General features: G+C 43.1%; 15 protein-coding genes. 3 read left to right on the plus strand and 12 right to left on the minus strand.

The window, feature by feature from the left end; genetic code table 11:
• Positions 1-32: 32 nt before the first annotated feature.
• The 5 genes from MgSA37_RS17805 to MgSA37_RS17825 form a co-directional block, all read right to left on the minus strand.
• Positions 33-1013: a type I phosphomannose isomerase catalytic subunit gene (locus MgSA37_RS17805; protein WP_096353813.1), complete on the minus strand. Its 981-nt coding sequence runs from the start codon at positions 1011-1013 to the stop codon at positions 33-35.
• 53 nt (positions 1014-1066) lie between these two features.
• Complete coding sequence (locus MgSA37_RS17810) at positions 1067-1396, minus strand: type II toxin-antitoxin system RelE/ParE family toxin (protein WP_096353814.1); 330 nt, start codon at positions 1394-1396, stop codon at positions 1067-1069.
• A complete protein-coding gene (locus MgSA37_RS17815) occupies positions 1386-1595 on the minus strand; it encodes a hypothetical protein (protein WP_172885272.1) in 210 nt (69 codons plus the stop codon). Before MgSA37_RS17815 ends, MgSA37_RS17810 begins: the two co-directional genes overlap by 11 nt.
• 16 nt (positions 1596-1611) lie before the next feature.
• A complete protein-coding gene (locus MgSA37_RS17820) occupies positions 1612-1806 on the minus strand; it encodes a type II toxin-antitoxin system HicB family antitoxin (protein ID WP_157750619.1) in 195 nt (64 codons plus the stop codon).
• Positions 1807-1885: 79 nt separating this feature from the next.
• Entirely contained in the window at positions 1886-3115 is a 1230-nt protein-coding gene (locus MgSA37_RS17825; RefSeq protein ID WP_096353819.1) for an NADP-dependent isocitrate dehydrogenase, read from the minus strand.
• 483 nt (positions 3116-3598) lie between these two features.
• Between MgSA37_RS17825 and MgSA37_RS17830 the strand changes: the two genes are divergently transcribed.
• Together MgSA37_RS17830 and MgSA37_RS17835 are read left to right on the plus strand one after the other, a co-directional pair.
• Positions 3599-4315, plus strand: a complete 717-nt coding sequence (locus MgSA37_RS17830) for a hypothetical protein (RefSeq protein ID WP_096353820.1) — start codon at positions 3599-3601, stop codon at positions 4313-4315.
• Positions 4316-4444: 129 nt separating this feature from the next.
• Positions 4445-4867 carry a hypothetical protein gene (locus MgSA37_RS17835; RefSeq protein WP_096353822.1) on the plus strand — a complete coding sequence of 141 codons (423 nt, stop codon included), beginning with the start codon at positions 4445-4447 and terminating at the stop codon, positions 4865-4867.
• 51 nt (positions 4868-4918) lie between these two features.
• Here MgSA37_RS17835 and MgSA37_RS17840 read toward each other — a convergent pair whose 3' ends face one another.
• Entirely contained in the window at positions 4919-5182 is a 264-nt protein-coding gene (locus MgSA37_RS17840) for a Txe/YoeB family addiction module toxin (RefSeq protein ID WP_197706018.1), read from the minus strand.
• Positions 5173-5391: a DUF2683 family protein gene (locus tag MgSA37_RS17845; protein WP_096353824.1), complete on the minus strand. Its 219-nt coding sequence runs from the start codon at positions 5389-5391 to the stop codon at positions 5173-5175. The genes MgSA37_RS17840 and MgSA37_RS17845 overlap by 10 nt, the downstream gene beginning before the upstream one ends.
• Positions 5392-5616: 225 nt before the next feature.
• On the opposite strand from MgSA37_RS17845, the gene pruA reads away from it, so the two are divergent.
• Complete coding sequence (gene pruA, locus MgSA37_RS17850; RefSeq protein ID WP_096353825.1) at positions 5617-7254, plus strand: L-glutamate gamma-semialdehyde dehydrogenase; 1638 nt, start codon at positions 5617-5619, stop codon at positions 7252-7254.
• Positions 7255-7343: 89 nt separating this feature from the next.
• Here the strand turns inward: pruA and MgSA37_RS17855 are convergent, their stop codons facing one another.
• The 5 genes from MgSA37_RS17855 to MgSA37_RS17875 form a co-directional block, all read right to left on the minus strand.
• A complete protein-coding gene (locus MgSA37_RS17855) occupies positions 7344-7622 on the minus strand; it encodes a hypothetical protein (RefSeq protein WP_096353827.1) in 279 nt (92 codons plus the stop codon).
• Positions 7623-7731: 109 nt separating this feature from the next.
• Positions 7732-8397: a carbonic anhydrase gene (locus tag MgSA37_RS17860; protein ID WP_096353828.1), complete on the minus strand. Its 666-nt coding sequence runs from the start codon at positions 8395-8397 to the stop codon at positions 7732-7734.
• Between the two features lie 128 nt (positions 8398-8525).
• On the minus strand, positions 8526-8855 hold the full coding sequence (locus MgSA37_RS17865) for a YnfA family protein (protein WP_096353830.1): 330 nt from the start codon (positions 8853-8855) through the stop codon (positions 8526-8528).
• A gap of 340 nt (positions 8856-9195) precedes the next feature.
• A complete protein-coding gene (locus MgSA37_RS17870; RefSeq protein WP_096353831.1) occupies positions 9196-10308 on the minus strand; it encodes a glycoside hydrolase family 26 protein in 1113 nt (370 codons plus the stop codon).
• A gap of 48 nt (positions 10309-10356) precedes the next feature.
• The gene (locus tag MgSA37_RS17875) at positions 10357-11580 is read right to left on the minus strand and encodes a glycoside hydrolase family 27 protein (protein ID WP_096353833.1); all 1224 of its coding nucleotides are present in this window, start codon (positions 11578-11580) and stop codon (positions 10357-10359) included.
• Positions 11581-11623: the final 43 nt, after the last annotated feature.

The raw sequence follows: 11623 nt of genomic DNA on the forward strand, positions 1-11623 counted from the left end.
ACCGACTTATTCACCACTCACTACTCACCACCTTACTCAATATAGCTTTCTAATATTTTAAAGCCTGAAGTTGTTTCCAGTTTTACTTTGTCGATGCTTTTTGGGAGCAGGATGCAATCGCCCATTTTTACCGGGTAGTATGATCCGTTACTTTTTACCACGAATTCTCCCTCTACACAAACATAAATTACAAACGAATCCAGTCCCGAATAATCTTTTTCAGTACTCTCCGTAAAATCCAGTATGTTGGTGGTAAAGTACGGGCAACTCACCAGCTTTATAGTTTTGTTTTCTTCGGGATGATACGTTGTTTTATATTCCGGGTAATGCTTGTAATCAATGGCCGCCAACGCTTCTTCGGTATGCAGTTCGCGTTTGTTGCCCTTGTCGTCTACCCTGTCAAAATCGTAAATCCTGTAAGTGATATCCGATGTTTGCTGGATCTCGGCGATCAGCAGGCCTTTGCCAATAGTATGTACCCTTCCGGCAGGCAAAAAGAACACATCCCCGGCCTTTACATCTTCTTTATTTAAAATATCGGTTAAATGGCCGCTGTTAAATTTATCCAGGTATTCCTGTTGGGTAAGTTCTTTATTAAAACCGGCAATTAAGGTTGAGCCGGGGTCGGCTTCAATCACATACCACATTTCAGTTTTACCGAAAGAATTATGACGCTTTTTACCCAATTCATCGTCAGGGTGCACCTGGATAGAAAGATCCTCATTGGCGTCGATAAATTTGATCAGCAAAGGAAAAATGTTGCCAAAATGGTCATACACCTTTTTGCCAACCAGTTCGTCTTTATATTGCTCCAGCAAGTCGGCCAGTGATTGCCCTTCCAACTCTCCATTGGCAACAACAGAAACATCCGACTTAACGCCCGAAATTTCCCAGGTCTCGCCGCAATTAGGCAGTGCGCCAAAGTCTTTGTTCAGGTATGTCTTTATCTTCTGGCCGCCCCAGATCTTGTCTTTAAAAATGGTTTTGAATTTTAATGGATATAGTGATGACATGATGTTAGATTAAACTGTTGTTTGTACAGGAGATGATAATATTGATTTGTTATTTATTTTAGGAATGATTGAAGAATTAAGTTGAGTTCTTTTTCCGCTATATCTTCTTTTTCTGATTTGTCGTAAATGGTTGCGAGAGTTACTATTTCATCTACGACTTTTACATAAGTTATTGCCCTCGCTCCACCGCGTTTACCTTTTCCTTTGCTTGCTACGCCGATCCTGATTTTGTAGAATCCATTGCCTATTGATATTCCCTGGAATGGATTTTTTTCAAGGGAGACGACTAATTCAATAAATTCGGATTTTAGAGACGGATATTTTTTAATTAGTCGCTTTAATTCTTTGGCAAACCGCTCGGTATTCTCAACTTTAAAGCTCATTGATCAAATCCCGGGCATTTTGAAGTTTTGATTTACCAGCTTCGGCCATCTTAATTTCCTCAACAGCCTCTCTTAAGTCTTCAATTATCGAAGCATGATCAGGTTTTTCTTCAACCTGGATACCTAAACGGTGAGCCAGGTCAAAAATCAAGGTATAATCCTTAGGGCTAATATTCTTCAACACTAATTCCATACTCAAAGTTAAGAGTTTTACATTATAGGTGCAAGGATGAATAGTCGACATTCATCACAATCTCTTTATCTACGTCTAATGCCAACGCTAATGCATCAAGCAAATTTACTTTTAAGTCCTCAATGCTTTTACCTTGGGAAAGTGCGGCCGGAACTTCTTTTATCTGGCCAACCAGCCAACCACTTTCGCCTTGCTCAATAATTGCTGTAAACATCATATCCAAATATAATTAAACGCTCACAAAAAAGTCCGCATAATAACTACGCGGACCTTTAATAAATTATTAAATCGGATAATTATTTACCCAATTTCTTTTTCAAATTCTCATCTATCGCAGCCAAAAACTCTTCGGTATACAAATAATCGGTACCGTGTTCAACTTTTGGTTTGATGGTGATGGCCAGATCTTTGGTCATTTTGCCGCTTTCAACAGTTTCAATACAAACTTCTTCCAGTGCCTTGCAGAATTTGATCAGCTCCTGGTTGTTGTCCAGTAAGCCACGGAATTCCAAACCACGGGTCCATGCAAAAATTGAAGCGATGGGGTTGGTTGAAGTTGGCTTGCCAGCCTGGTGGTCGCGGTAGTGGCGGGTCACTGTACCGTGTGCAGCCTCAGCTTCCATAACGGTTCCGTCAGGGGTAACCAAAGTTGAGGTCATTAAACCTAACGAACCAAAACCCTGTGCAACGGTATCTGATTGCACGTCGCCATCATAATTTTTACAGGCCCAAACAAAATTGCCATGCCATTTAAGGGCAGAAGCTACCATGTCATCAATCAAACGGTGTTCGTAAGTTAACTGGTTGGCTTCAAACTCAATTTTAAATTCATTCTGATAAATTTCTTCAAAAATATCTTTAAAACGGCCATCGTATTTTTTAAGGATGGTGTTTTTGGTAGACAGGTATAAAGGCCATTTTTTTAGCAAAGCCTGGTTAAAACAAGCACGGGCAAAACCTTTGATAGATTCATCAGTATTGTACATCGCCATAGCCACGCCATCACCCTTAAAGTTGTACACTTCAAATGATTGTTCGGCACTGCCATCTTCAGGCGTGTAAGTGATGGTTAATTTACCTTTCCCTTTGGTCACAAAATCAGTTGCACGGTACTGGTCGCCAAAAGCGTGACGGCCGATACAGATAGGCGCAGTCCAGTTGGGTACCAACCGCGGAACATTAGCCATTACAATGGGCTCACGAAAAACAGTACCATCCAAAATGTTACGGATTGTGCCGTTTGGCGATTTCCACATTTGTTTCAAACCAAATTCCGTTACACGCGCTTCGTCGGGGGTAATAGTGGCGCATTTAATGCCTACGCCGTATTTTAAAATAGCGTTGGCGGCATCAACGGTTACCTGGTCGTTGGTTTCATCGCGATACTCAATTCCAAGGTCATAATATTTAATATCAAGATCGAGATACGGAAAGATTAATTTGTCTTTGATGAATTTCCAGATGATCCGGGTCATTTCATCGCCATCCAGTTCAACTACCGGATTTTCTACTTTAATTTTTGACATTTTAGGATTCTTTTATTTTGTGCGCCAAATATATGAATTGGTTGATTAAGTTGAATAGTTGATTAAGTTTTAAATTAATGCCACATCCCGTTATATTCGCGTGCTGAAAATAAGAGCATAAATTCACAGGGACACCGCGTTTAAAAAACCAGGCATATTTATAATTGAGGCTAAAGCCATCTTTATTGCTTTAATTTACCCGTTGGCTAAAGCCAACAGCAATATATGAAAGACTATGCTTCTAAAATCCCTTGCCGTTCCTTAAAAGGAACGGTAGAAACAAACAAAAAGACAACGGCTTTAGCCATAATTAAGCCCCGGGTTTTTAAACGTCATTTCGCTGCATAAATTCAGCCTTATTTTTCAAATTCATTAACTTTATTAACTTAGCCAAACGATATATGATAAATATCCGTACAAGCGATAAAATATATCAGCTTAAAATAAGTTAAAGTAAATATCTTTAGCCATCTCCCGCATATTATGATAAAAAATATACTTAGAACAACCTTTTTAACCTTTGTGATTTGTTGCAGCGCGTTAATTACACGGGCGCAAATAGGGTTTGATTTTTCGCATTACGAAATAGGCTTTGCTGCCGGTTTTAATCAGGTGTATGGCGATGCACAAACACAAACTACCACCCCATCCTTTCATTTGAATTTAACTTATGACCCAACGCCTTACGTTAACATTGTGTTTGAAGCGCAAATGGGCCGGCTTGCAGGCGGCGACTCGCTAAAGACCTCCACCGGCAGGCAGTTTACAACCGATTTAACAGCACTGATATTAAGGGGCCAACTGCAAATGGGCGAAATTGTTGATTATTCGCACAGCCCTTTTAACAATGCCATCAAAAACCTTTATGTTTCGGCAGGGCTTGGCTTTGTAGTGAGCCATATTACCAGCATCAACAGGTACTCTATAAAACCTGTCGCGGGCTTGTATACACCGGGTGTATTAAACAGCCAGGGCCCCTTTATACCCTTGCGCCTTGGGTACGAATTTAAGGTGTTTAACAAATACCAGCAGCCCGCTTTTAAAATAGACCTCGGCTACGAGTATAATATCGTGTTAAGCGATAACCTCGACGGCCTCACTTCAGGCAGTCATTTTGACATTTACAGCCAGTTTATTATCGGTGTAAAGTTTGCCTTTGGGGGCGATATTGTTTCGTACAGAAAACAAATTCCATATTAACGGGTTTTTAAAGGTATACTTTAGGGATTGTTGCGGCTGGGTTATTTTTAATCATTATAGATTGAAAATAACCGCGAAATCTGCTTGCTCTTTAGCGTAAATTTAGCTTAGCTAATTAAACCTGATATTATGAATAAAGATACCTTTTATCCCGGATTTAACGACGAAAGCGAAGACCGGGACAGGACACTAAAAGATGACCTGGGCGAAACCATCGACAGCGAAGACCTGGCTTTTGATGAGGATGAAAATAGCTTTGAATATGACGTAAAAAGCGATGACCCCGACTACCAGCATGCCGACCCGTATAACACTGCCGCAAAAAACGGCGAGGATATGAACTCCACCTATGATGAAGCTAATCCTTACGATGCCGGTGAAGAATACATTCCCAATGAATCGTTGGAAACTGATGTGGACAAGTTAGGCATGCACATTGATGACGGCGAAATTGTGGACCTTGACGTTACCGACAGGGTACTTGGCCATACGCCCGAAGATGACCGTGATGATTTGGATGAAGAAGGGTATCCGAAAAATGACAGGGTGTAGATAAAAATTAAAATTTGATTTACCTGACGACGGGTGGTTTTCCTGGGATTATCAATAGTGGAACCGCATCTGTGCGATAACTATTTTCCACTCTTCAACCTGATAAACAAGCCGGTGTTCCTCATTTATCCGCCGGGACCACCATCCGGCGTAATCGTATTTTAAAGCTTCAGGTTTTCCGATGCCTTCGTATGGGGTTTCTAAAATAGATTGAATAATTTTACTGATTCGTTGTTGAATACCTTTATTTCCGGATTTCTTCCAATATAAAAGATCAGCTTGCGCCCTGGGAAGGTAAATTATTTTTATTTCCAAAGATCCTCAAGTTTAATCTCAACGCCTTCGCCTTTTTTGGCTTCAATCATAGCAGTATCCAGCCACTCTTTATTTGCATTCGTTGAAAGCAAATATTCAGTAGCATCAGACGGCGGTTCATTTTCATAAGGAACTTTAAAACCATCTAAAATTACCTGTAACGCCTTTTGTTGGGCTTCGTTTTCCGGGTGAATGACTATTATGTCCATAAATCAAATTTAAGCTTAAAAAATAAAACAGACAAGATAAATATCGATACCAATTAATGCCGGTAGCAAAAATATTTCATTAGTCACCCATTGTCAACCAAACATAATCTACATATCAAAAACCCACTCGTCAGCATCCGACTGTCAGTCCCGCGTAATCTGCATCCCCGCACATTTAAAATCTCCACATTAAGCACTATCTTTGCCGGTAGTAACTGACAATTTATGCTTAAAGGATTTTTTAACGTTCCTGCACCGCAGAACGAGCCGGTATTGAATTACGGCCCGCGCAGTGTGGAGAGGGCAGCGCTTAAAGCTGCTTTAGATGAGGCCCGCGCCCAACAATCAGATATACCCATGTATATCGGCGGTAAGGAAATACGGACCGGCAAAAAGCTGGAGATCCGCCCGCCGCATGACCACAAACATTTATTAGCTACTTTTCACGAAGGTGATGCCAGCCATGTGACTGCCGCAATTGACGCAGCCCTGGCCGCCAAAGCCGATTGGGAAAACCTGCCCTGGGAACAGCGCGCCGCTATATTTTTAAAAGCTGCCGAACTGCTTTCAGGTACTTACCGCGCAAAAATAAATGCAGCCACTATGCTGGGGCAATCAAAAAATGCCTACCAGGCTGAAATCGATTCTGCGTGTGAGCTGATCGATTTTCTGCGGTTTAACGTGGAGTACATGTCCGAGATCTACAAACAGCAGCCGCCCGTATCAGGCAAAGGTGTTTGGAACCGGGTGGAACAGCGCCCCCTGGAAGGCTTTATATTCGCCCTAACCCCTTTTAACTTTACTGCCATAGCAGGCAACCTGCCGGCATCTGCGGCCATGATGGGCAATGTGGTGGTTTGGAAACCTGCCTATACCCAGATCTACGCCGCTAACGTGATTATGCAGGTATTTAAAGAAGCAGGCGTACCCGACGGCGTGATCAATTTAATTTATGTTGACGGCCCGGTTGCCGGACAGGTGATCTTTAACCATCCTGATTTTGCCGGCATTCATTTTACCGGTTCAACCAAAGTATTCCAGAATATCTGGCAAACTATCGGTACCAATATCCATAAATACAAAACTTACCCACGTATTGTGGGCGAAACAGGCGGTAAAGACTTTGTTTTAGCGCACCCGAGCGCCGAAGCTGACGTGGTTAGCACAGCACTTGTCCGCGGCGCCTTTGAGTACCAGGGACAGAAATGTTCCGCTGCTTCACGGGCCTATATCCCGGCATCCTTATGGCCGGCAGTGAAAGAGAATATGCAGCGTGATATCGCCTCCTTTAAAATGGGGCCGGTTGAAGATTTTGGAAACTTCATCAACGCGGTGATCTCTGAAGTATCCTTTGATAAACTCGCTAAATATATTGATGCTGCTAAGGCTGACAAAGAAGTTGAAGTTGTTGCCGGTGGCAGTTATGATAAAAGTCAGGGTTGGTTTATTGAACCTACTGTGCTAAAAGTGAACGATCCGTACTATGTAACCATGTGCGAGGAATTATTCGGCCCGGTGCTTACCATTTATGTTTATGAAGATAAGGACTTCAGCAAGGTGCTGGATATTGTCGACAAAACATCCATCTATGCCTTAACAGGCGCCATTATATCGCAGGACCGGTATGCCATTGCGGAAGCAACCTACAAATTACGCAACGCCGCGGGAAACTTTTATATTAACGATAAACCCACCGGTGCCGTAGTTGGCCAGCAACCTTTTGGCGGCGCCAGGGGTTCAGGCACCAATGATAAAGCCGGATCAATGATCAACCTTTTACGCTGGGTATCGCCACGTACGATAAAAGAAACATTTGATCCGCCTAAAGATTACAGGTATCCGTTTTTGGGGAAAGAAGTGTAGTTTGGTTCATTGTTGATAGTTCATGGTTCATGGTAGAAGAAAAATCACTATGAACTATGAACCATCAAACAATTTAAATTACGTTTTTATCAGGCATCGTTAATTGCATATTGAAAAAGCCTTAAGGCGATTTCGGCGGAGCCGGGTTTAACAGCCAGGCTATTAACGTAATCATTAATAAATTCCTTAGCTATAAACACTTCCAATAGATAAACATATCTGACACCATTCTTTATTAAAACACCGTTGACATTATCTTCCCCGTCAAACAATGCAACCTCGGCCCCGATACTTAAATTATCTTTTTGAAAGATGATCATATCTTCATCAACATCATCAATTACATTAACAAAGTCTTCAAGAGTCATCTTTCGTTTTATTTATATTAATTCAAAAGTTCTCAGAACGATTGGGATTATTAGTGCCTTAACTCATTTTTAATCGCACTAAATAATACTTCACGCTTCACATTAGGGCTTACTTGAATTTAAATACGTTATCCATATTGGCATTGTCGTAGGCGCTAACCTTCATATCGGTGATCACACCTGTTTTAAGGCTGTAAACCCAACCGTGCACGCCAACGGGTTGGCCGATCTTCCAGGCGTTTTGCACGATGGAGGTTTTGCAGAGGTTACGTACATTTTCTATCACGTTATATTCCACCAGGCGGTCGCAGCGCTCGTCCATATCTGCTATTGCGTCGAGTTTAGCGGCATGCAGGCGGTACACGTCTTTGATGTGCCTGAGCCAGTTGTCGATCAACCCGAATTGCTGGTTGCCCATGGCGGCTATAACACCACCGCAGCCATAATGCCCCGTTACGATCACATGCTTTACCTTTAATACATTCACCGCATAATCCAGTACCGAGAGCATGTTCATGTCCGAGTGGATCACCATATTGGCGATATTACGGTGCACAAATATTTGCCCGGGTGCGGTATTGGTGATCTGGTTGGCCGGCACCCGGCTATCAGCACAACCTATCCATAAAACCGGCGGCGCCTGGCCTTTGGCAAGGGTAGTAAAATACTCCGGATCTATTTTTAAAGAGTCTTCAATAAACTGCTTGTTTCCCTCCAGCAAACTTTGGTACAGAGGGTCAAGTTCATTCAGGGCATCGTCAATTTTTGCGCACATTTTATTTTATAGGATAGTTTGTTTGGCTGTAAAAATACAATTTATGTTGGAAGGTTGGAATGTTGGAACGTTGAAAGGTTGTAATGTTTTGGGGTTAATTTCTTAATGGCATATTATCAGCGCAAAAACTATTTCCTCGGCATATACATAATCATACAAACCCCGATCAAAGCTATTCCGGCGCCTATCAAATCCCATTTATCGGGTTTAAAGCCATCTACTTTCCAGGCCCACAGCAACGCCATTACAATAAAGATGCCGCCGTAAGTAGCGTACACCCGCCCGAAATTACTGGTTTGCAGGGTAGCGACGATACCGTAAAGCACCAGGACCAAGCCTCCCAAAATCCCGTACCACAAAGGTTTATCCGATTTTAACCAAAGCCAAACCAAATAACCGCCGCCAATTTCGCATAAGCCGGCCAGCACAAATAACCCTAACGATTTTACAATATTCATTTCAACAAAAAAGCCACTTGTTTGGCGGCTTTAAGGTACATATAAATTTCAAATTGATGTTTAAAGCATGCTATTACCCCCTGGAAATCGCTTAAAAAAAACAGCAGTGAGGAGGCTCCTCCGGAGCCTTAATTTTTGATTTTATTTTCCTATAAACACGGCACTCCTCCGGAGTCCGATAGGCACGTTATGATTAGCTCCGGAGGAGCGGCCTGTTTATAGAAATTTGATTCATTTTTGAGGCTCCAGGAGAGTCCCCCTATAAAAGCGACTTCCATTTCTATTTCTGCCGCTGGCAGTGCTATTCAACTTTGCAACATTCAAACCTTTTCATTACCCCTCACTTCCCTCCTACCTCTCCGTAAACGGACAACGGCGTTAACCGGTTCTGAAAGATCAAATGACTGTCCTCCGAAAATTTCTTAAAATCTTCGGCACTTTGTTGGCCGGGATATGGCGCATAATATTGCTCAGTACCGGCGTTGCGCCAGATGAGTACATAGGAGGTTTTGTATTTGGAGATGACCGGCAGCAAAACATTCGTCCACCAATCCGTCTGAGGGATATTCAGATAACCTGTTTCGGCAAGGCAGGCTAACTTATGATGTTTAGCGGCAATCACATCCAGCAGCGCCAGCCTTTTGTCAAGGTTTTTCGCATAGGCTGCAGTATTGGCAAAGCAGTAATTATCGAAACCAACAAAATCAACATATCCATCGCCGGGGTAACGCTCCATAAAATCGGCTTCTGAATTAAAGTCAGACACCGAATAAACGATGAGTAAATTATGCAGCTTTTTGGTATTACGCATATAATCAATGGTAAAACGCCATAAGGTTTTAAACTCATCGGGTGTACAGGTATTTTTGCACCACCAGAACCAGGTACCCGTAAGCTCATGAAACGGCCTGAACAGCATCGGGATCTGCTCGCCATTCTTTCCTTTCACATCAGCAAGATAACTGGCGGCTTTATCCAGGTATTGCACATAAGCATCATGGAATGCCCCACCCGGTATAATATCGGCTACAGTACGCCTGCTGGTGTCCCAGGCTGTTTTACCGTTGGTTGGGTTATCCATATGCCAGCACCAGGTATTGATACCGCCGCGTTCATAAGCTTCTTTCACCCGCTCTTTCTGCACGGCAAACGGGAGGCCGTTGATATCGTTGATACTATCGTGCTCAATTTTTGATAGGTCCCATTCATAAATTGCCGGGTAAGTTCCGGTAATACTTTTCACATCCGAACTGTCCTGGTCATATTTCCAGTTAACGCCATAACCTGTATCATCATGATGACCAAACAATATACCTGCACCCTGCAGCCGCTGCATACTGTAATACAATTCCCGGGTTTCGGCCGTTGCCCGCCGGTCGCTTGGGCCAAACAACTGTCCTTTTGCACACGAATTAAACAAGATAATGCAGCATAAGATTTGTATTTTCTTCATTAATTAAATCGATATAAAATTACAATAACAAACATAGGGCCAAAAAGCCTATTTGGTTAACCTCAAAACCACCACATCATCCGCCGGAATTACCTGGCTGAAAGGCTTGGTGGTAGTGCCTATATCCTTTTTCTCCCAAAGGTCGCGCAATTTGTAAGTTGTTTGGTTGAAATCAAAACCGGTATTGGACAGTGCATCGTTGATCACGTGGTCTTTCCAGTCATAACTTACCTTTTGCGGCTTGCCGGAGCGGTTTAAAAAGCAAACGCCCAGTTCGTTATTGGCCAACGGTTTTACCCATATTTCAATCCCGTCAAAAGCATAAAACCTGAATGCCTCAACACCCAATGGATCCTGGTCAAGTGCGATCAGCTCTTTATTAGTTAAAATAGCCCTGGTTTGATCTGACATTTTGCGCAGATCGTTCCCTGCCATCAGCGGCGCTGCCAGCATGCACCATAGCGAGAAATGGGCCTTATCCTCATTATACTTCATCCCGTTGCCCACTTCCAGCATATCAGGATCGTTCCAGTGACCGGGACCGGCATATTGACGGATGCTATCCTGCTGGTCAAGAATCGATAGCACACTTAACGCTGTCCAGCCGCCTTTGCTGATATTTTTTTCAAAGCCGGCACCAATATCGCCGGTCGACCTCCAAAGCTGGCCCACATCTTTGGCCCAGCGCCATGGTTTATGCTGCCCCCACTCGCATAAACTAAAGATCATCGGCCTGCCTGCCGCGCGGATGGCTTTGCTCATCGTTTTATAGGCTTCAACGGCATTGATTCCATCCGTATTGCACCAGTCGAACTTTAAATAATCAACGCCCCATGAGGCATATAAGCGGGCATCCTGGTATTCGTATCCGCGGGTACCGGGATAACCGGCACAGGTCAATGTTCCGGCGCAATTATAAATGCCGAATTTCAGCCCTTTAGCATGCACATAATCCGCAAATTCCTTCATCCCGTTGGGGAATTTTTTGGGGTCGGCCACCAGGTTGCCATCCTTGTCCCGCTGCATCGCCATCCAGCCATCGTCCAAAACAAAATAAGTATAACCCGCGTCCTTCATTCCCGAAGACACATAGGTATCCACCATCCCTTTTAACAGGGGCAAATCAATATTAGTTTGAAATGTGTTCCAGCTGTTCCAGCCCATCGGGGGCGTTTGGGCCAGTTCCTCAAATTTTTGAGCGAACAATTGACCGCAGCAGGCCAGGCAAAGCAACGATGCCAGCAGGATTTTTTTTATAGGGTTTACCTTCATGTTATTGAAATTAAAGCAGCCAAAGTTTTTTGGTTTACAAAAC

Source organism: Mucilaginibacter gotjawali (assembly GCF_002355435.1).
Taxonomy (GTDB): domain Bacteria; phylum Bacteroidota; class Bacteroidia; order Sphingobacteriales; family Sphingobacteriaceae; genus Mucilaginibacter; species Mucilaginibacter gotjawali.

Excerpts from the sequence above, each read along its gene's own strand:
- MgSA37_RS17805 (WP_096353813.1), bottom strand. The coding sequence starts at position 1,013 with ATGTCATCACTATATCCATTAAAATTCAAAACCATTTTTAAAGACAAG.
- MgSA37_RS17810 (WP_096353814.1), bottom strand. The coding sequence starts at position 1,396 with ATGAGCTTTAAAGTTGAGAATACCGAGCGGTTTGCCAAAGAATTAAAG.
- MgSA37_RS17820 (WP_157750619.1), bottom strand. The coding sequence starts at position 1,806 with ATGATGTTTACAGCAATTATTGAGCAAGGCGAAAGTGGTTGGCTGGTT.
- MgSA37_RS17825 (WP_096353819.1), bottom strand. The coding sequence starts at position 3,115 with ATGTCAAAAATTAAAGTAGAAAATCCGGTAGTTGAACTGGATGGCGAT.
- MgSA37_RS17830 (WP_096353820.1), top strand. The coding sequence starts at position 3,599 with ATGATAAAAAATATACTTAGAACAACCTTTTTAACCTTTGTGATTTGT.
- MgSA37_RS17835 (WP_096353822.1), top strand. The coding sequence starts at position 4,445 with ATGAATAAAGATACCTTTTATCCCGGATTTAACGACGAAAGCGAAGAC.
- MgSA37_RS17845 (WP_096353824.1), bottom strand. The coding sequence starts at position 5,391 with ATGGACATAATAGTCATTCACCCGGAAAACGAAGCCCAACAAAAGGCG.
- pruA (WP_096353825.1), top strand. The coding sequence starts at position 5,617 with ATGCTTAAAGGATTTTTTAACGTTCCTGCACCGCAGAACGAGCCGGTA.
- MgSA37_RS17855 (WP_096353827.1), bottom strand. The coding sequence starts at position 7,622 with ATGACTCTTGAAGACTTTGTTAATGTAATTGATGATGTTGATGAAGAT.
- MgSA37_RS17860 (WP_096353828.1), bottom strand. The coding sequence starts at position 8,397 with ATGTGCGCAAAAATTGACGATGCCCTGAATGAACTTGACCCTCTGTAC.
- MgSA37_RS17865 (WP_096353830.1), bottom strand. The coding sequence starts at position 8,855 with ATGAATATTGTAAAATCGTTAGGGTTATTTGTGCTGGCCGGCTTATGC.
- MgSA37_RS17870 (WP_096353831.1), bottom strand. The coding sequence starts at position 10,308 with ATGAAGAAAATACAAATCTTATGCTGCATTATCTTGTTTAATTCGTGT.
- MgSA37_RS17875 (WP_096353833.1), bottom strand. The coding sequence starts at position 11,580 with ATGAAGGTAAACCCTATAAAAAAAATCCTGCTGGCATCGTTGCTTTGC.